Annotated in this window: 20 protein-coding genes; 11 read left to right on the top strand and 9 right to left on the bottom strand. The window is 44.1% G+C overall.

From position 1 onward, the window contains the following. Positions 1–2 precede the first annotated feature (2 nt). Both BACCELL_RS14545 and BACCELL_RS14540 read left to right on the top strand, forming a co-directional pair. Positions 3–746: a LytR/AlgR family response regulator transcription factor gene (locus BACCELL_RS14545; protein WP_007212616.1), complete on the top strand. Its 744-nt coding sequence runs from the start codon at positions 3–5 to the stop codon at positions 744–746. Positions 747–889: 143 nt separating this feature from the next. Then, entirely contained in the window at positions 890–1,780 is an 891-nt protein-coding gene (locus BACCELL_RS14540; RefSeq protein WP_007212615.1) for a YitT family protein, read from the top strand. A 41-nt stretch (positions 1,781–1,821) separates the two neighbouring features. Here BACCELL_RS14540 and BACCELL_RS14535 read toward each other — a convergent pair whose 3' ends face one another. The 4 genes from BACCELL_RS14535 to truA form a co-directional block, all read right to left on the bottom strand. Continuing rightward, a complete protein-coding gene (locus BACCELL_RS14535) occupies positions 1,822–2,478 on the bottom strand; it encodes a DUF3256 family protein (RefSeq protein ID WP_007212614.1) in 657 nt (218 codons plus the stop codon). A 50-nt stretch (positions 2,479–2,528) separates the two neighbouring features. Further along, the gene (locus BACCELL_RS14530; RefSeq protein WP_007212613.1) at positions 2,529–2,999 is read right to left on the bottom strand and encodes a GAF domain-containing protein; all 471 of its coding nucleotides are present in this window, start codon (positions 2,997–2,999) and stop codon (positions 2,529–2,531) included. A 17-nt stretch (positions 3,000–3,016) separates the two neighbouring features. Then, positions 3,017–3,913 (bottom strand): DMT family transporter, encoded by an 897-nt coding sequence (locus BACCELL_RS14525; protein ID WP_007212612.1) that lies wholly within the window; start codon positions 3,911–3,913, stop codon positions 3,017–3,019. Between the two features lie 80 nt (positions 3,914–3,993). Further along, positions 3,994–4,749, bottom strand: coding sequence for a tRNA pseudouridine(38-40) synthase TruA (gene truA / locus BACCELL_RS14520; RefSeq protein ID WP_044153890.1), 756 nt, complete (start codon positions 4,747–4,749; stop codon positions 3,994–3,996). A gap of 153 nt (positions 4,750–4,902) precedes the next feature. Here truA and BACCELL_RS14515 point away from each other — a divergent pair, with 153 nt between their 5' ends. Together BACCELL_RS14515 and BACCELL_RS14510 are read left to right on the top strand one after the other, a co-directional pair. Continuing rightward, positions 4,903–5,745, top strand: a complete 843-nt coding sequence (locus BACCELL_RS14515; protein WP_007212610.1) for a hypothetical protein — start codon at positions 4,903–4,905, stop codon at positions 5,743–5,745. Positions 5,746–5,842: 97 nt separating this feature from the next. Next, a complete protein-coding gene (locus BACCELL_RS14510) occupies positions 5,843–6,526 on the top strand; it encodes a DUF5715 family protein (protein WP_007212609.1) in 684 nt (227 codons plus the stop codon). Between the two features lie 83 nt (positions 6,527–6,609). Here the strand turns inward: BACCELL_RS14510 and BACCELL_RS14505 are convergent, their stop codons facing one another. The 3 genes from BACCELL_RS14505 to BACCELL_RS14495 form a co-directional block, all read right to left on the bottom strand. Continuing rightward, positions 6,610–8,121 carry a bifunctional ADP-dependent NAD(P)H-hydrate dehydratase/NAD(P)H-hydrate epimerase gene (locus tag BACCELL_RS14505; protein WP_007212608.1) on the bottom strand — a complete coding sequence of 504 codons (1,512 nt, stop codon included), beginning with the start codon at positions 8,119–8,121 and terminating at the stop codon, positions 6,610–6,612. Positions 8,122–8,233: 112 nt separating this feature from the next. Next, positions 8,234–8,749, bottom strand: a complete 516-nt coding sequence (locus BACCELL_RS14500; protein ID WP_044154029.1) for an HXXEE domain-containing protein — start codon at positions 8,747–8,749, stop codon at positions 8,234–8,236. A gap of 31 nt (positions 8,750–8,780) precedes the next feature. Next, entirely contained in the window at positions 8,781–9,266 is a 486-nt protein-coding gene (locus BACCELL_RS14495) for an HU family DNA-binding protein (protein ID WP_007212606.1), read from the bottom strand. 370 nt (positions 9,267–9,636) lie between these two features. On the opposite strand from BACCELL_RS14495, the gene BACCELL_RS14490 reads away from it, so the two are divergent. The 3 genes from BACCELL_RS14490 to BACCELL_RS14480 all read left to right on the top strand — a co-directional run bounded on the left by BACCELL_RS14490 (position 9,637) and on the right by BACCELL_RS14480 (position 11,590). Then, the gene (locus BACCELL_RS14490) at positions 9,637–10,215 is read left to right on the top strand and encodes a Crp/Fnr family transcriptional regulator (protein ID WP_007212605.1); all 579 of its coding nucleotides are present in this window, start codon (positions 9,637–9,639) and stop codon (positions 10,213–10,215) included. Positions 10,216–10,382: 167 nt separating this feature from the next. Beyond that, positions 10,383–11,132: a hypothetical protein gene (locus tag BACCELL_RS14485; protein WP_007212604.1), complete on the top strand. Its 750-nt coding sequence runs from the start codon at positions 10,383–10,385 to the stop codon at positions 11,130–11,132. After that, on the top strand, positions 11,129–11,590 hold the full coding sequence (locus BACCELL_RS14480; RefSeq protein WP_007212603.1) for a hypothetical protein: 462 nt from the start codon (positions 11,129–11,131) through the stop codon (positions 11,588–11,590). Before BACCELL_RS14485 ends, BACCELL_RS14480 begins: the two co-directional genes overlap by 4 nt. A gap of 102 nt (positions 11,591–11,692) precedes the next feature. Here the strand turns inward: BACCELL_RS14480 and BACCELL_RS25760 are convergent, their stop codons facing one another. Next, entirely contained in the window at positions 11,693–12,571 is an 879-nt protein-coding gene (locus BACCELL_RS25760) for a helix-turn-helix domain-containing protein (RefSeq protein ID WP_157133914.1), read from the bottom strand. Between the two features lie 386 nt (positions 12,572–12,957). On the opposite strand from BACCELL_RS25760, the gene BACCELL_RS14470 reads away from it, so the two are divergent. Genes BACCELL_RS14470 through BACCELL_RS14460 form a run of 3 tightly spaced genes read left to right on the top strand, consistent with a single transcriptional unit; the run spans position 12,958 to position 18,595 of the window. After that, positions 12,958–14,061, top strand: coding sequence for an efflux RND transporter periplasmic adaptor subunit (locus tag BACCELL_RS14470; protein ID WP_007212600.1), 1,104 nt, complete (start codon positions 12,958–12,960; stop codon positions 14,059–14,061). A gap of 11 nt (positions 14,062–14,072) precedes the next feature. Further along, positions 14,073–17,222, top strand: coding sequence for an efflux RND transporter permease subunit (locus BACCELL_RS14465; protein WP_029427108.1), 3,150 nt, complete (start codon positions 14,073–14,075; stop codon positions 17,220–17,222). Positions 17,223–17,224: 2 nt separating this feature from the next. Further along, the gene (locus BACCELL_RS14460) at positions 17,225–18,595 is read left to right on the top strand and encodes an efflux transporter outer membrane subunit (RefSeq protein WP_007212598.1); all 1,371 of its coding nucleotides are present in this window, start codon (positions 17,225–17,227) and stop codon (positions 18,593–18,595) included. Between the two features lie 95 nt (positions 18,596–18,690). Here BACCELL_RS14460 and BACCELL_RS14455 read toward each other — a convergent pair whose 3' ends face one another. Then, entirely contained in the window at positions 18,691–19,461 is a 771-nt protein-coding gene (locus tag BACCELL_RS14455) for a helix-turn-helix domain-containing protein (protein WP_236100695.1), read from the bottom strand. Between the two features lie 166 nt (positions 19,462–19,627). Between BACCELL_RS14455 and def the strand changes: the two genes are divergently transcribed. Next, a partial coding sequence (gene def / locus BACCELL_RS14450) for a peptide deformylase (protein ID WP_007212596.1) occupies positions 19,628–20,142 on the top strand: 515 nt, incomplete at its 3' end.

The raw sequence follows: 20,142 nt of genomic DNA, 5'->3' as shown, positions 1-20,142 counted from the left end.
AGATGAAAGACTCCCCTGAACAACAACCCCTAAAATGCCTCATCGTAGACGACGAACAAATCGCCATCAAAGGCATTGCCAACCACATCAGCAAACTGGATTTTCTCACAGTCAACGCTACCTGTTCTTCTGCACTCGAAGCAAGAGGAATATTAGAAAACCAGTCTATCGACCTCATGTTTCTGGATATCAATATGCCCTATCTTTCCGGCATCGATTTCCTGAAATCATTGGATGAAGCACCATTGACCATACTAACTACCGCCTACTCCGAATATGCCCTGGAAGGCTATCAACTTAATGTTGTTGACTACTTACTGAAACCAATCTCTTTTCAGCGTTTCTTTCAGGCAGTGACCAAGGCCGCCCATATCTTCAGAACCCAACTCTTACTGCAAAATAATGGAATAGAAGAAACCACCCGGGAAATGTATATCAGGCAGGGGGATGCATTTACCCAGATATCCTGGAAAGATATACTGTATGTAGAAGGTATGCAAAACTACCTGAAACTGCACTTCAAGTCCAAAACTCTCATCATCCATCAGACCATGACTTCACTGGAAGAAATTCTGCCTCAAAGCGCCTTCTTCAGAATACACAAGTCTTTCCTTGTAAACCTCTCGCACATTGATTCCATCGCCAAAGGAAGAGTCTTCATCAACGGGAAAGAACTTCCTGTTTCAGCCCTGCGACGGGAGGAATTACTGCAAACAGTAGTCTATAAGAATTTAATCAGCAAATAAAAATTGGGCACATCCCTTCATGAACCATGACAGATTAGACAAGATTTCCGAATATTACATCTATCTTTGCAGGCGTAAACAAACAACGCACATTTTATAGAGAAAGTTTCTAAAACTCATTACCAAACTTACGCATAAAACAGATGAAAACAATCGTAAACGTCCCTACTAAGCAAAGCCTGATTCGGGAAACAAGAGATTATTTAATGATCGCCCTCGGATTAATTCTTTATGGTATAGGCTGGACAGTATTTCTGTTGCCCAATGACATCACCACCGGAGGAGTGCCGGGTATCGCCTCCATAGTCTATTTCGCCACCGGCTTCCCTGTGCAGTACACTTATTTCAGTATCAACCTCATCCTGCTACTACTCTCTATCCGCATCCTGGGCTGGAAGTTCAGTATCAAAACAGTATTCGCTGTATTCACCCTGACATTCTTCCTTTCCATCATTCAGAGACTGGCAAGCGGTGTGGTCTTACTGCACGATCAGCCTTTCATGGCGTGCGTCATCGGTGCATCCCTCTGCGGAGGCGGCATAGGCATCGCTTTTTCTTCCAACGGTAGCACAGGCGGAACGGATATCATTGCCGCCATCATCAATAAATACCGGGATATCACATTAGGTCGTGTAATGCTGATCTGTGACCTGATTATCATTTCTTCCAGCTACTTTGTGTTGAAAGATTGGGAGAAGGTGGTTTACGGTTATGTAACCCTGTACATTTGCAGTTTTGTTCTGGATCAGGTAGTGAACAGTGCCCGGCAATCCGTACAGTTCTTTATCATCAGTGAGAAATATGATGAAATAGCCCGGCACATCAATGTATATCCACACCGGGGCGCCACCGTCATCAATGCTTCCGGATTTTATAGCGGCAAGGAACAGAAGATGTTGTTCGTACTTGCCAAGAAGCGCGAATCAACAATTATATTCCGATTGATAAAGGATATAGATCCAAACGCATTTGTATCACAAAGTGCGGTAATCGGAGTATATGGAGAAGGGTTCGACAGAATAAAGGTGAAGTAGCTACGAGTGATGAGCTACGGGCTACAAGTACCTTTATGCAGTTACTCGTTACTTGTAGCTTGTAGCTCGTAGTTACCTTCTTTCCAAACATACACTATAGGGCGGCGGAGATACGGTTTCAGTTTCTCTGCCGCTTCTTTATCCATATAGTCGGTAGTTGTAAAAGTAAAGGTCAGTGCATTGTCCTTTGCAGAAAGATCAGCTTTCATCAGCAACATATCTGCCTGTTCCCCGGCATCTCTCACTTCATAATCCATCACCGTATCGGGTAATGACAGGAAATCTTTCATTACAGGAGGCGTGAGGAAAGAAGAAGCAGGCAATTCTTCCCAACCGGTGGTATAGAAATGGACATCACTATCACAAGCAGGGGCACAAGCTGTAGATACGGTACAGATTACTTTCGTACTGTCGCTCGTAGCCAGCAACTTCATTTGCCAAGAGCTTTGCGGTGTCATCTGAATACGGATGTAGTCGGGAGCAAGCTCCGTCATTTCCGATTTGCCGCCGAAACGGTTGGTTACTTCCGCTTTCATCTTACTTTCAAGGAAGTCGATACAGTCGGCACGGTTCACGGCAGTAAGCAGTGGACTGAGGCTATCGGGCATATTTTTGAAAAAGGTTTTAGCTTCCTGAGCTTGCAGAGAACACATCCAGGCACAAGCCAAACACAAAAACATAGTCAATTTCTTCATCATATTATTTTTCTGTTATTCCTATTTTGTATTTTATTACTTCAACACAATCTTCAGAGCCAGGAGCATATCTCTCCCAGAAAACGTGCATCTGTTTCGTCAAAGGTATTCAGGTTTTCACTATCTATATCGAGCACGCCCCACACCTCGCCATCCTCACGAATCAACGGAACGACGATCTCCGAGCGCGACAACGAACTGCAAGCTATATGTCCGGGGAATGCATCTACATCGGGCACCACCAACGTCTCCGCCTTAGCCCATGCCGTACCGCAAACACCCCGTCCTTTCCGGATACGTGTGCAGGCTATCGGTCCCTGAAAAGGTCCCAATACCAGTTCTTCCCCTTTCACCAGATAGAATCCCACCCAAAAGAAACCGAAAGTCTCTTTCAGTGCAGCCGAAACATTAGCCAGATTGGCTATAAGGTCATTTTCGCCTTCAATCAGGCTCTTTATCTGGGGAAGCAAAGTCTGATACTTTTCGGCCTTGCTGCCGTTGCTGATACATAAATCTTCTGCCATATATTCTGTCTTGAGATTTATTTACTTCCCAAATATAAGAAGAACATTCCAATCAATACCAAAATGAGATCGACAGCCTTACTTTTTAAATTCTTTTCACGGAAGAAGAGAGCTCCGAAAAGGAAGGAGACAACCACACTCCCACGACGTATCATAGAGACAATGGAAATCATGGAGTCTTCATAGCTCAGGGCATAGAAGTAGGCAAAGTCAGCTGCACTAAGGAAGACGGATATCAGGATGATAGTCCAGTCCCAACGGAAAGGGGTACTTTCTTTTCGTTTGGGATACCATAGTAAAAGGATGATGGGACACATGATAAATACCTGATAGACATTATACCACGACTGCACCGCCATAGGATTGAATTGCTTCATCAGATACTTATCATAAAGTCCGCTGATAGCTCCGGTGATGGCAGCCAGCACGATGAAGTAAATCCATTTGTTATGTTTAAAATCAATGCCTTCCTTCTTACCGGAACGGCTCAGCATAAAAAAAGAAAGTATGGCAAGCATGACTCCGATCCATTGGTATAGGTTCAGACGTTCACCGAATATCAGCATGGCACCCACCAGCACCATTACAGGACGGGTAGCATTAATCGGGCCGACAATCGTCAACGGCAAATGCTTCATGCCAAAGTAACCGAATATCCAGGAAGATAGAACGATAAATGACTTGACAATGATAAACTTATGTACCTCCCAACCTACAACAGGTACTTCGAACATTGTTCCGTTCAAAGCAGGAGTAAAAGCGGAAATCAGTATAAAAGGAAGAAATATCAGGCTGGAGAATACCGTATTCAGAAACAGAACGGGAAGCACAGCATTATCGCGCAATGATTTCTTCTTAAATGCATCATAAAAACCCAGCAAGGCAGCTGAGAGAAAGGCGAGTAATAACCACATGTGAATTAAAAATTGAAAATTAAAAATTAAAAGGCAGTTCAGGGATAAAGTTATCCGACTTAAGAAACTGATCCGACTGCTTAACTGCTTATAAACAGTTCTTCCGGATATGTGACATCTACCAGAAACAGAGCATTGCCCGGAACGGAAGTACCAGCCTTGCAACGGTCTTTCTGCTCGATAACACGCCGGAAGCCATCAACGGTGAGCTTGCCACGGCCTACTTCGAGCAAAGTGCCGACAACTGCACGAACCATATTGCGCAGGAAACGGTCCGCCTGAATGGTGAATACCCAGGTTACATCGTCTATCTGAGTCCAGGCGGCATGCATGATGCGGCAGTTGTTTGTTTTTACGTCCGTATGCAGTTTGCTGAAACTGGTGAAGTCTGTATAATCAAACAAACTACGGGCCGCTTCGTTCATTCGTTCGAAATCGGGTGTCTGGAAAAGACGACAACGGTATTGACGATTGAAGGGAGACTTTGCCGTAGTCACGTAGTATTTATACATGCGTGCCGTTGCATCAAAACGGGCATGCGCATCGGGTTTCACAGCACGGAGGCGGTAAACAGAAATATCGGGCGGCAAAAGGCGGTTTAGTTTGTCGGTAAAGAAAGCTGTATCAAGCGGTTCGTCACTATCAAAGTGGGCAACCATCAGAGAAGCATGCACCCCGGCATCGGTACGTCCGGCGCCAATAACTTCTACTTCACGGCGCATCAGTGTGGCAAGTGCACGCATCAGACACTCTTGTACACTGTCTCCATTGGGTTGTATCTGCCAGCCGTGGTAGGCGGTTCCGTCGTAAGCTAAATAAATAAAATACCGTTGCATACTCTTTTGCTTCATTTTTCGGGCGCAAAGATAGCGCAAACCCCAAAAGAAATGAAAGAATACGTCAACAAATCTTGCTTCCATTATTTTATATATGTACCTTCGTCACTAATTTACTATCATATAATAAAGTAAATCTTGAATTATACAAACATGGAACGTGAAACTGCAAGATTATTAAAAAATACTGCCATTTGGATAATCCTTGTTCTCATAACAGGAGGCAGTATCGGTTTAACAGAAAGATTCTTTGGTAAACCAGCCTCTCTCATTGTAGGCGCATCAATTCTCTCTGGATTCATGTATTGGGATTTTCTAAAAAGAAAATCAGCAGAAGATACCACCAGGCAAATCTTTGAACTTTTAAAGGCCAATCGCGATAATAGTTCAATAAACTCATCACTCAAAAATAAATCTACCAATTTCAAGCTTCAAACTTCAGCAGCCAACTACCAGTTTTCAATATCGCCAAATAAATGCCACAGCCTATTCCAGATAAATTTCATATTAAAAAGTGATCCAAATAAAGAGGTGCAGCACAAAATTTCGAAAGAGATACAATCATTCATCACTGAGCATCCGGAGCATAAAGACGTTATACGGTTCCACAAAAAATCTTTATTCAATGATATTTGGGACTGTTCTATATGCTGCGAAGCTGACAAACTCATATCTAAACCCCAGCTCTTGTTTATAGGAAATTTGCTGAGAAGTATAGAAGATAAATATCTTCATTCCGTAGAGACTTATCTTAGTTTCTATGATCATCACGAAGATATGATCTTCTATGTACATTATATGAATGGCACAGCTATAGAGTCATATATAAAAGATGAAGAAAATGATATCTGGGGAATACAAGATGTATTAGACGATGAATATTTCACATTAGCAAAATTACACAAACAATCAAAATCCGGAATGATAAACATAACCCCATCTTCTTTAGAAGAGTTCACCTTAATGAAAGAGAACGCTATTTGTGAAATAGATTGAGCCGTCACTTTTTTCTTTAAAAAACGATAGTATATAGACAAGAACTCTCTTTTCTTTTTCCTACTTTTGTGCCCACATAAAAACATTTTCAAGCCATATGCAACAAAGATACAACAAACTTCCGCTTTTATTTTTAGCAATACTTATGGCCGGCACTTCCCTTGCCGGATGCAAAAAGAAAGATATGTCCCTCAAACTGAACGAGCCGCGAAACATTAAAGGAGTAATCAGCTACAGACGAACCTTCGGCGACTTGAATGAAGCGCATCTGAATGTCGCACAAGCCATAGGCATTACGCCAATTGCCTCCCGCAAAGAGGCCGAACACATGAAGGAAAAACTTCAGCACATCGAAACGAACGATTTATATGTAGTAGACTCGTTGACACACTCCATCCCATATCTCATTAAAGGTGCAGCACAACTACTGGATACCATCGGTACCAATTTCCTTGACTCGCTGACTGCCAAAGGACTAAACCCCAATAAAATAATTGTAACCTCCGTACTCCGCACCGAAGACGACGTAAAACGCCTGCGTCGCCGCAATGGCAATGCCTCGGCAAACTCTGCGCACTTTTACGGAACAACATTCGATGTCAGTTGGAAGCGCTTCAAGAAAGTAGAAGATGAAGATGGACGCCCGCTACAGGATGTCAGTTCAGATACATTGAAACTCGTTCTCTCCGAAGTATTGCGCGACTTGCGAAAAGCGGATAAATGCTATATAAAGTATGAGTTGAAGCAAGGATGCTTCCATATTACGACGAGAGGAAAATAATAAATTAGGTATTAAGTTTTAAGTATTGCAGTATTAAGACTGCACCATGACACTGCATACTTAAAACCTGATATCTTGTCTTTTCATTCTTCCATCATCCTCCACGCCAACGGCAGACACGTCACGATATCCCCGGCTGTCATTCCTATCGCCCCATACTTCTTGCAAGCAATGTCTCCGGCAAGCCCGTGAACATACATCGCCAGACAGGCTGCATCTTCCGAAGCATAACCCTGTGCCAACAAAGCCAGCACTACACCCGTCAACACATCTCCACTGCCACCTGTTGCCATACCCGGATTACCTGTAGTATTAAAATAACACTTCCCTTGCGGAGTAATAACCACAGAGTAAGCACCTTTCAAGATGATATATGTTCCTGATGTTCGCGCCAACTCACGTGCTTTCGTTAAGCGTTCATAAGAATCCTGACACTTTCCTATCAACCGTTCCAGTTCTTTCGGATGCGGTGTCAGAATACTCCCTTTCGGTAAGCGTCCGATATAATTGCGATGCCCTGCCAGCACATTCAAAGCATCAGCATCCACTACCATAGGAGATAAACAGCTGTCTATCTGTTCCAATACCGCACCCTCTGTCTCTTCCGCCTTTCCCAAACCCGGACCGATGCCCACTGCCTGATAATCATCCGTATCCGTAGGACAGGCAAAACAGGTATCACTGGGGTCCAGTTCCGTCATAGCCTCCGGCACGGAAGTCTGCACAATCATATTGTTACAATAAGGCACATGCATCGTCAGCAACCCTACTCCAGAACGCAGGCAAGCTTTTGCGGCAAGCACCGACGCTCCCGCCATTCCTTGCGAACCGGCAATAAGCAGGGCGCGTCCGAAGTCCCCTTTATGGGCAAACTTATTTCTCGGTTTCAACAGATCCTGCATATCCTCAGCTTCCAACAGACTATAATCAGTCGCCATCTCCTCTATCGCATCTTCACTCAGACCGATATCCAGCAATTCCCATTCACCCACGAATTCCTGATTCTCAGCAAAGAGAAAAGCCAGCTTCGGCAATTGCAGACTCAGGGTCACATCCGCACGGACAATATTAGCTTTGATATTGAAGGTATTCTCCTCCCCCATCAATCCCGAAGGAACATCAATAGCCACGATCTGTGCCGATGAAGCATTGATATACTTCACCACGGCAGCAAAGCCACCACTCAGTGGCTTGTTCAATCCACTACCGAACAGTCCGTCGATAACCACATGGTCAATCGTCAGCACGGGCGGGACGAATTGTGATGTCACTTCATGGAAATCCACATTCTTCACATCCGCCAGTCGTTCCTTGTTCGCCTCGCAATCGGGAGAAAGTTCTCCTTTGGTATTAAACAGATAAACCGATACCTGGTAACCCTTTTCCGCCAGCAATCGGGAGACTGCCAATGCATCTCCACCATTATTGCCCGGTCCGGCAAATACCGTAATCGGTGTTTCAGCCTCCCAGCGTTTCGTAATCGCTTTTGTCAATGCCTGCGAGGCACGCTCCATCAGGTCGATGGAAGCAATCGGTTCATTTTCTATTGTGTAAGCATCCAACTCTTTGATGCTTTGAGTAGGAAATATCTTCATATCTTTATTTTCAAATTACTAACAAAGGTAGGCTATTTTGTGGAGATACGCAAGGAAGGATGGCAGAGAATAATTCTCAAACCCGTTGGAGGAATTAAAGCATCCTGATCTATCAAATGAGGGCATCCAGCCTGCGCCCCAACGCATGAGCCAATTTCAAATTCAACACCATAATAAAGACACCCAATATTCCGCCCAATAGAAAATCCATTGCAGTAAACAAGCCCGTAGAATAAAAGAAATAACAGACATAAACCGCATAAGGCAGACAAAGCAATGAGGTTACTATAGCCGGAATATACTTCCTTAGCAGTACGAATTGCCCCACATGCACGAGCAAATGTATGCCAAATGCAAGGAACAAAGCCATCCACAAAAAATAATGCCGGGAAAGAACTGCATAGACAGATACGCCATTGATAATAATAAACTCCTCGGCAACCGCTATTGCAAAACCGGTCGTGCTCAACTCCCGTAATTGCATGATTTGCTTTCTCAACACCGGGAAGCGGCGGGACAATTCATCTGCATTCCGTTCCATCCACCTCTGTTGCATAATGATCTCTTCGAAATCATGCAACATGAAGACGATGGGAAACAGACATATCAGTAACACAATATGATCCATAACGGCGATTTGTAAAGTAACATGATGCACGCTAATAAGCATCCATCTCATCCTCTTCCCGTTCCGCCTGTTTATCGGCCAGTTCCATCTTCTTCGTCAGCAGCTCCTTCGGGAAGTAATACTTAAATGGAATCCGATGGCATCCCGCACGCTTCACGGCCAGCGTCAGCATACGATCCGCCTTAAAGTACACGCGTGAGAGTCTGACGGAATGTGGCAACACATCTTCCGGATGTTCGAACCCCTTGCTTGTGACTGCCGTCTGAAACGACCCGATGCCGCGCAACGTCACAGAGCGTCCATCGCTCAACTCCTCTTCAATGATTTCACCCGTTGCAGCCAGGACAGCTTCTACCACTCCCGGATGAAAACCAGTCCGTTGAGCTACCCGATGTGCTACGTCCCGCTCCGTTCTGCCGCTTTTCTTCTGCATTTTCTTGCCGACGGCATACCACAATTGCGGTTTTTCTTTTTTCGTTGCATCCACCTTGCGGCAGACTATGTAAGGGATTGCCATATATCAAATGTATTAACAGTTAACGCTTTATTATTAAACAGTCCGTCTTTCTTTAAAGAATACAGATACCTACATGCACATGTTAGGACTACTGACATGCACATGTAAGTAGTATCAACATGCACATCTCAATATCACTAACATGCACATGTAAACACCACTGTTTATTAAACAAAGGTAGACTATTTAATAGAGATAAGCAAGGAATATTAGCATTAACGTCAATCGACAGACAATTACCTGAAAAAATAAATAAACCATAAAATTAAAGCCTTCTGCCTAAATAATCTTTTTTATTAATCCGATAATATACTTTTTATTCTCCCTTTTGTATTTTTGCTATCAATAAGACAAAAACTAATCTACACACATGAAAGGCTTTAATAACTATACGGAGCGTGAAGAATTCTCCATATTCAAAAAATTCTTTTTGGATCATGGACGATGCAAGGAAATGAAGAAAAAAGAATATTTTGCGGAACAAGGCATTGTCACGACACATGCCGCCTATGTCGAGAAAGGTATGTTCCGCTATGTCTGTACGGATGAAAACGGATGTGAACACATTGTAGGCTATGCTTTTGCAGGAGAATATGTCGGTGATTATCCACAATGCATAAAAAAAGATAAAGCAATGGTAAGCATTCAGGCAACCACCGATTCTCTGATATATTATGCATCTGCCCAAGAAATAACCAACTTCTTTTCCACCGATAAATCTACTCAGGAATTGGAAAAAATTTTAGCGGAAGAGCTCTTTGTCCAGACTTATAAGCGCTTGCTGGATATTTACTGCAAAACACCTACTGAACTCTATGTGGATTTAGTAAGACGCTACCCGGATTTTCTAAATTATATCACACTCAGGGAGATAGCTTCTTTTCTTCGTGTCACCCCTGAAACAATCAGCCATATACGAAAGAATACCAAGGGAATAGAGTTTTGTTAAAAAATCATAGGATTATCACTTTATTTTGAAGGCCTTGAATTCGTTCAAGGCTTTTCTTTTTTTTATGCACTTTATTTGTAGCGAGTTAAACATTAAAGACTAATGATACCATACAAAAGTAGAATTAAACGTTCGATAAAGAAGAATCACTCTCAAAATACATAATTATGAAACGTATACATATTCTGTTAATGGCATTAGTGGCTCTGTCCATTCAAGGCTGCCAAGATGATTTTAACGTTCCGTCCGAACAAGCAAGCAGAAGCTATGAGCAGGACGCAGAGGTACTGAACAGATTCGTCGACATAAACAAGACGACGCATGAGTATTATATCAATCCCAATAAGCGGACTACTGCTTTGTCTTATATCACCAATGACGGTGCGGAAGAGTTGGCTGTCGTCAATTCGTTGAATCTTGATGTATTTCAGCAGAGCGTCGACCGGATAAGCAAACTGTCGGGACAATTTGCGTCCAATCACGGAGTGGATTATGTGGTGATGACGACCGGCAACGAAGTCTATGTGAGCCGTACCAAAAGCGATTCCCCCATAGTGCTGGAAAGGATGAATGAGAATGAAGCTACCCGCAGCTACTATCCCAGGACTGCTTCCTTAAAAGTAACCGATAGCGAAAAGGAATACACCGTTTATGGAAGCGGGGATATTGAAACATCCATTGAACTCTTTCCACAAGCCTACAAGAATGCAGGTTGGGCATTCCTCGTTTCTTGTGAAATGAAAGAAAACGGCAACAGACAAATGGTGAACGTGCTGTTTTGCGGTGTAGGATCTAGAATGATTGCTCCCCGCTTTGCATGGCATGCAGCCCAGCCGGATACGGAATGGAACTTCGGAGTAGCAAGCAGTTGCGACAGTAACACCACCATTGCAAGACTTAATATTTCACATCCATGATAAAAAGGTCATATATCTATTTGTCGTTTATCATTCTCTCCCTGCTGACGGGCTGCGTCGAGAAATCGGGCTACTACGATGACGGGCAACAAGAGATTATCGACAACTTGACCAAGAACAAGGGATGGGAACGATCCTACCACATGACGTCGTATGATGGCAGAGAGTGCGATGTATACGAATTGTGGGTTTTCAAAAGTGATGCCACCGGCTCCCGTAAATACGTGTGGAACTATGACGATGGAGAAGTCTCCGAAAATATGGGTTATTTCCGCTGGTCGTTCACGATACCTAATTTTAAGATTATCTATATGGATAGCGGGTTATATTGGGAAATAAAACAGCTGACCACCGACAAATTGCACATATACGAAACTTATGACGATCCGATAACTGTTCCCGGAAAAGATTACAGAGAATACAGGGAGTATAAATCACTGCCGCTCTCTACAAAATAATGGAACAATCTAAACTAGACTTTTCAAGAGAAATCCTGCTTCGCGATTCTGTGAGGCAGGATTTCATATAAGATCACTTATAGAGATAAGCAAGTAATACCACTATTCTATTCCATTTCTGTATTGCAAAGGAGACACCCCTTTAATCCTCCTGAAGAATTTGGTCAATACGGCCTGATCCGAAAAATGCAATTCATCTGCTATTGCCTGCATAGTCTTATCCGTATTTATCAACAGATTCACAATCTCCCTCACCAGTTCCTCGCAAATCCATGTATAGGCATTTTTTCCTGAACAGACTTTCACTACACGCCTCAGATATTGAGGGGTGACATTCAAACGGGACGCGTAAAAATTCACGGTATGTTCTTCCTTTACATATTCGGAAAGAAGTTTCATAAACTGTGCGAACAGCGTCCTTTTTCTATCCGATTCCCTGCTTTTCCTTTTTTCTTTTTGCGTTTTGTGCAATAATATTTCCGACATCTGTAGAAGCAGTACGGATATCTTACATTTCAGCATTGAGTCCTGAAAATGATACAATGGGTTAGCCATGGTTTGTTCTATATCATCCAGACATTTGATGATGGAGACAATAAAGCTATTTTCAATCATATACACCGGATTCTGCATGATATCCATTGCATAGGACAATGGCAAAGGCGGCCTGTTCTTGAAAAGTTCCAGGAGATACTCGTCTGTAAGCAGCAAGAAATAAGCCTGAATATCCGGAGAGGCGGAAAGCAGTTTAACGGATTGTTTGTCCCCCAACACATCCACAAAGTAACCTCTGGTCAGCGACTGTATCTTACCCTGCACACTGATCTCCATGCTGCCGCCAACAACAAACAATATCGCATGTGAATCTATTCCGGGAATATTCTCCTCTTCACGAATTTCCGAATTTATCTTCCAGATAGCTATGCCCTTTTCCGATACATAAGGTATATGGTAATAAGAAATCAAGTCTACAAATTTCATAGGCATTCCATTTTGTACAATTGCAAATGTAAGGGCTACCGTCACATTTTTAATTCAAGAATCGATAAAGAAATACATTTCACCGACTATTGGTTTAAAATCATCTATCAGTCTCTACAGACTCAGATAACAGTTTACAATTTTCAACATAACTTATTGATATACAACACATAGTTCGTAATAAACAAATAAACTTTCCAAATAGCAAAATTCACTCAAAGTGTTTCCATATAGACAAAAAAAGTGCTCCTTAAAACAAATTGGCTCCCGAAGTATATTGGCAATTTTGCGGCAGAAATCAAGGAAAAGTAATTGCTCACGGATGATTGGAATAGTTATCCGCAAATATATGATTAATGAGTAGAATATAAAAAAACAGAAGTAAAATGAAGAAAGTGTTTCTATGTACAAGCCTGTGGATGCTGTCCCTGCTGCTTGTAACCTCATGCAAAAATGCGCCGCAATCCATGGGAAGTGCGGATTATAAAACAATGGAAGTAGAATATGGAAATTGCACATTGAGCCAAAGCTATACGGCTGTCATCAACGGAAGGCAAAGTGTGGAAATACGCCCACAGGTTAGTGGCATCATCACCAAAGTCTGCATAGCCGAAGGTGCTAAAGTACATCAGGATCAGGTCCTGTTTATTATCGATCAGGTTCCTTATAAGGCAGCCCTGCAAACCGCCATTGCCAACGTGAAGAGTGCGGAAGCTGCTGTTGCCACCGCACGCATGACAGCAGAGAGCAAGGAGGAACTGTGCAAGGAAAAAGTAGTTTCGGACTTTGACCTGCAGACCGCCCGCAACTCTCTGCTCGAAGCGGAAGCAGCCCTTGCACAGGCACAGGCCGAGGAAGTGAACGCCCGCAACAATCTTTCTTACACGGAAGTGAAAAGTCCGGTGGACGGCGTAGCAAGCATGTTGCCCTACCGCGTCGGAGCATTGGTTAGTTCATCCATCACAACTCCCCTGACCACCGTTTCCGACGACCGGGAAGTATATGCTTATTTCTCCATGACCGAGAACCAAATACTTTCACTCGTCAGCCAGAGCGGAACGCTGGAAAAAGCCCTGGAAGAGATGCCCGAAGTTGACTTGCAGTTAAGTAACGGGCAGACGTATGCGCACAAGGGAAAAATTGATGCCATCAGCGGGACGATTGAAGCCGGAACCGGAGTCATCTCCGTACGCGCAACTTTTCCTAATCCCGAACAGATGCTTCGGAATGGCAGTAGCGGGGAGGTCATTTTCCCCTATAACAAGGAAAACGTGATTATCATTCCGCAGGAAGCCACCTTTGAAGTACAGGACAAAGTCTTTGCCTATAAGGTAGTGGACGGAAAAGCCACTTCAACCCAATTGCAGGTATATCCCATAGACAATGGCAAAGAATACGTGGTAGAAAAAGGTCTGGAAAAAGGCGACATCATCATTGCAGAAGGTGCGGGTCTGATTCAAGAAGGGACTGTTGTTAAAACCGCTAAATAAAGGAGGTTCCTATGAGACTAAGAACATTTATAGACCGCCCCATCCTGTCATGCGTCATCTCGGTGCTGATTCTGCTGGTGGGAATCATCAGCCTTGTGAACCTGCCGATGGAACAATATCCTGACATTGCCCCTCCTACCATCAGTGTATCCGCCAGTTATACAGGAGCCAATGCCGAAACGGTACAAAAGAGTGTGGTTGTTCCGCTGGAAGAAGCCATCAACGGTGTGGAAAACATGCTCTACATGACCTCTACTTCCACCAATACCGGTTCCGGTTCCATTATGGTTTATTTCAACCAGGGAACCGACCCGGACATGGCCACCGTAAACGTAAAGAACCGCGTGGCAGAAGCAGAAGGGCTGCTTCCTGCTGAGGTCACCAAAGTGGGAGTCACTGTACAGAAACGGCAAAATAGTATGCTGAAAATCCTCGCTTTATATAGTCCGGATGACAGCTACGACCGTAACTTCATCAATAACTATTTCAGCATCAACATCGAACCCCGCCTTTCCCGTATCAAGGGAGTGGGAAACGTCATGATTATGGGAGACGAATACGCTATGCGTATCTGGATGAACCCGGCTAAAATGGCGCAATACAAACTTGTACCCGATGATGTGATAAACATTTTAGCGGATCAGAACGTGGAGGCTGCCACCGGTACGCTGGGCGAAGATTCCGAAAACACATTCCAATATACACTGAAATACCGTGGACGCTACCAGACTCCCGAAGAGTTTGAGAATCTGGTTGTCAAGTCTCTTTCGTCCGGTGAAGTGTTGCGCCTGAAGGATATTGCAGAAGTGGAACTCGGGGCACAAAGCTATGGTTATACAAGTGCCGTTGGCAAGCATCCCGGAAGTACCTGTATGATTTCGCAAACCTCCGGCTCCAATGCCAATGAAATTATTAAGGAGATAGACCAACTGACGGCTGAAATAGCGAAGGAACTGCCGAAAGGATTGGTACTGGAAGACTTGATGAGTACGAAAGACTTTCTCGATGCTTCCATTCACGAAGTAGTGAAAACGCTGATTGAAGCCATCCTGTTGGTTATACTGGTGGTGTATGTGTTTCTGCAAAGTGTGCGCTCCACCATTATTCCGAGTATTTCGATCATTGTCTCGCTGGTGGGAACATTTGCTTTCATCTATTTGATGGGATTCAGCCTGAATCTTATCACTTTGTTCGCCCTGGTGCTGGTCATCGGTACGGTGGTGGATGATGCCATAGTGGTGGTAGAAGCCGTACAGGCTAAGTTTGATGAAGGTTACCGTTCGCCCTACAAGGCTACGACAACTGCGATGGACGGCATTTCGGCGGCTATTGTGACTACCTCGTTAGTGTTTATGGCTGTATTTATCCCGACCTCCTTCATGGGTGGAACCAGTGGTACATTCTATACACAGTTCGGACTGACCATGGCTGTCGCTGTAGGTATCTCCGCCGTGAATGCATTGACATTAAGTCCCGCCTTGTGTACCTTGCTGATGACTCCCCATATCGATACGTCCAACGGACAGAAGCTGAGCTTCTCTTCCCGCTTCCATAAAGCCTTTGAGACATCCTTCAACCGTATTCTCTTCAAATATAAAGGAGGTGTAAAGTTCTTCTTCAAGCGTAAATGGATGGCATGGAGCGGACTGGCGATTGCCGTTGTCCTGTTGGTGTTCTTTATGAATACAACTAAAACGGGGCTTATTCCGGATGAAGACATGGGAACTATTTTTGTAAACGTGACGACACCTCCGGGTAGCAGTTTGGCACAAACCAAGAAAACGATGGACAAGATAGCCGAGAGTATAGAAGATATTCCGCAACTCAAGCAATTCTCCAACGTTACGGGCTACAGCATGCTGGGCGGTCAGGCTCCTTCGGGCGGTATGCTCATCATCAAATTGAAAAACTGGAAGGAACGTCCGGAAAAGAGTGACGAGATAAGTGCAGTCATCAATCAGATTTATGCCCGAACCTCGCATATCAAGTCAGGTAAGATATATGCCTTCGCCCAGCCCACCATTATGGGATACGGTATGGGTAGCGGCTTCGAACTTTACGTGCAGGATCGTGCGGGCGGAGACATTGCCACCTTACAGGAACACGCCAACAAGTTTATTGCCGGTCTGAACCAGCGTCCTGAGATTTCGATGGCATATACTTCCTTCGACACTAAGTTTCCCCAATACATGGTCGAAGTGGATGCAGTCAAATGCCAGCGTGCCAATGTTTCCGCATCGGACGTGCTGAGCGTCCTTTCCGGATTTATCGGAGGTAACTACTCGTCCAATTTCAACCGTTTCTCCAAACTTTACCGCGTCATGGTACAGGCAAAGGCGGATTACCGGCTGGACAAGGATGCATTGAATAATATGTTTGTACGCACAGGAGACGGTGAGATGGCTCCCGTCGGACAGTTTATCACATTGACAAAGGTCTATGGCGCCGAAACACTGAACCGTTTCAACCTTTACAGTTCCATCGCAGTAAATGGTATGCCCGCCGACGGCTATAGCACAGGCGATGCCATCAATGCCATTGCCGAGGTGGCTAAACAGACTTTGCCCGTGGGCTACGGATACGAGTTTGCAGGAATGACGCGTGAAGAAGCAGAGACAAACAATACGGTTATAGTTTTCGCTATCTGTATCATATTCGTTTACCTGATACTGTGCGCGCTTTACGAAAGTCTGTTTATTCCGTTGGCAGTCATGCTGTCCGTACCTTTCGGACTAATGGGCAGTTTCCTTTTCGCCAAACTCTTCGGACTGGAAAATAACATTTATATGCAGGTGGGACTGATTATGCTGATCGGTTTGCTGGCAAAGACGGCCATCCTACTTACCGAGTATGCATCCACCCGCCGCAAACAAGGAATGAGTATCGCTGCCGCTGCCATGTCCGCCGCCGGAGTCCGTTTGCGTCCCATCCTGATGACCGTCCTTACCATGGTATTCGGCATGTTGCCATTGGTATTCGCATCCGGTGCCGGAGCCAATGGAAATATTTCGTTGGGATTAGGAGTTGTAGGAGGAATAACTATCGGTACACTGGCATTGCTCTTTGTGGTGCCTGTATTCTTTATCGTATTCCAGACCATACAGGAGCGTGTGATGCCCAACCATAAACAATCAGAATCAGAACAAGAACAGGAGGTTTAAAGATGAAAGAGATAACAAAAATCGTGTCCGGAGTCGTACTGACTGCCCTAGTGAGCAGTTGCGGCATCTACACCCAATATAAAAGGCCGGAAGTAAATACTGAAAACCTGTACCGTGTAGAAGAAACGCAGTCGGACAGTGTAAGCATAGCCGATTTATCATGGGATGAACTTTTCACGGATACGGACCTTCAAAGTTTGATACAAGAGGGATTGCAATCTAATACGGACCTGAATATTGCCCGGCTGAAAGTAAAAGAAGCCCAGGCTACCCTTATGTCTTCCAAATTGGCTTATCTTCCTTCCCTACAATTATCTCCGGAAGGTACGCTAAGCAGTTTTGACGGGGCAAAGCCTTCGAAGACCTACAACCTGGGAACTTCTGCAAGCTGGGAAATAGACGTCTTTGGCAAACTGACCAATGCCAAACGCAAATCCCGTGCCGCCTTGGAGGAAAGTGACGCTTATCGGCTGGCAGTGCAAACACAAGTGGTAGCCACGGTTGCCGCCAACTATTATTCACTTCTGATGCTCGATGAACAGGTAGATATAACCAAAGCCACCATAAAAAGCTGGGAGGAATATGTCCATAGCCTCCGGGTGCTGATGAAAGCAGGGCAAGCAGACCGTTCAACAATCAGTCAGGCAGAAGCCAGCCGACTGAGTGCGGAATCTACATTGCAAGACCTGTTACAACAAGTCAATGAACTGGAAAATACTCTTTCCACTTTCTTGGGGCGCATACCAGGACCTATCAAAAGAGGGAAACTGAACGGGCAGACTTTCCCGCAAGAACTTTCCGCAGGTGTTTCTCTTGATCTGGTATCACGCCGTCCGGATGTACGTGAAGCTGAGGCTTCCTTAAAGCAAGCGTTCTATTCAACCAATCAGGCACGTTCCGCTTTTTATCCAAGCATAACGTTGAGTGGTTCAGCAGGATGGACAAACAGTGGCGGGGCAGCTATTACCAATCCCGGTTCATGGCTTTTGCAGGCGGTAGGTTCGTTGGTTCAACCTTTATTTAACCGGGGAACCAACATTGCCAACCTGAAAATAGCCAAGGCTCAGCAGCAGGAGGCTGTATTCACCTTCCGTCAAGCCTTGCTGGATGCAGGGAGCGAAGTCAACAACGCTTTGACTCAATGGCAAACGGCACGCAACAAAATAGAGTTGGCAACCAAACAGATACAACATCTGGAGACTACGGAACATGACACACAGCTCTTGATGAAGTATGGCACTACCAATTATCTGGAGGTACTGGTGGCCCGGCAGTCTCTATTGTCAGCCCGGCTGAACCTGGTAGCAGACCGATATTCTGAAATAGAGGGTGTTATCAATTTGTATCATGCCTTGGGAGGAGGAACCGAATAAAATAAAAAGCATTCTACGATCAAACGATATTACTGTCATACTCTACTCTTATCTTCTTTGAAATCGCGTAGTCGTAGAATGCTTAAAACTTCCATTTATAAAGTATCATTGCATGTACGCAAATACTGCATGGGAGTTTGTCCGGTATACTTCTTAAAGTCCTTAATGAAATGATTCGTGTCGCTATAACCACTATCCGCAGTAATGCGAACCAAATCTTTCTGTACCCGAAAAGCGGTATAAGCATGGATGAACCGCTGCAAAGAAGAGTAGCACTTAGGCGTCATGCCGACTGCTTCGGAAAAGTTTCGTTCCAGCCATTTATAGTTAACACCTAAATGAGACTTTAATTCATCTATGGATAATGTTCCTTTATGCAACTTGATATAGCGAATGGCCTCATCCAGCAGTTTATTAGATTTTTCATTTACGGATAGGACATCACGGATACAGTTTTCTAAAAGTTCTACCTTCTCTTCTACTTCCTCACATTGCTGCATTTCTTCCAGCAAAGCATCCGATTCATGAAATACGGATTGTAGATTCCAGAAAGGACGGGTATTGAGTTTTTTGGCATCCAACCCAAACAGACGGTAAAAAGATGCAGGTTTAAACCGTACTATCAGTAGATAAGTGCCCTTTCCGGAGAAGCAGACAGTCATCTTTTCAAAAGACCTTGTACTGAACCAACCGGATTTGAATCTGGAAGTTGCCCCATTATACTCCAACTCTACTTCATCTTCCGCCTCGGACAGGAATGCTAACATAGGTGTTCCGTCATTATACGCCAGACTATCGGATAAATCGCAGCAAGGAAAGATAAAGAAACTATCGACATACTCTTGCAAATCTTTTGCAGGAGTCATTGCTCTTATCCCGCCAAGAGAGGCGAAAGGATGTGATATGATATGTTCTAATAGGCTTACCGGCATGTGTGCAAAAGTACACAAATATAAGATAGTACAGAACGATATGTCTAAAATTTACCATAAGGGTTGATGGCTATGGACTACTTTTGCCTAAAAAAGTAATATGATTAAGCCAATAACGATTTACGGGAATCCCGTACTGAGAAAAGAATGTGTGAGTATAGAGAAAACTTATCCGGGTATCCAGGAAGTCATAGAGACGATGTGGCAGACACAGAGAAATGCAGACGGTTGCGGTCTGGCTGCTCCACAAATCAATCTTCCTATCAAGTTATTTGTAGTGAACAGCCGGGATAGCTATGCATGTATGTCTATTAGAGAGAGGGAACGTTTCTTTTCAAAAGATGATTGCGGGATAGAAGAAACATTCATAAATGCGGAAATAACAGGATACAGTGACGAGGTATGGACTACAGGAGAAGGCTGTCTGAGTATTCCCGATCTGTATGAGGAAGTGACACGACCCTGGTCCATAACAATAAAGTATCAGGATAAGGAATTTAATGAGCAAGTCAAGGTTTACCACGGATATACGGCACGAATCATCCAACATGAGTTTGAGCATACGGAAGGGAAACTGTATATAGATCATTTGTCGCCTTTCAGGAAACAATTATT

It is taken from the genome of Bacteroides cellulosilyticus DSM 14838, assembly GCF_000158035.1.
Classification (GTDB): domain Bacteria; phylum Bacteroidota; class Bacteroidia; order Bacteroidales; family Bacteroidaceae; genus Bacteroides; species Bacteroides cellulosilyticus.
The sequence above is the reverse complement of the archived record's forward strand: the minus strand, read 5'-3'. Positions and strand labels throughout refer to the sequence as shown.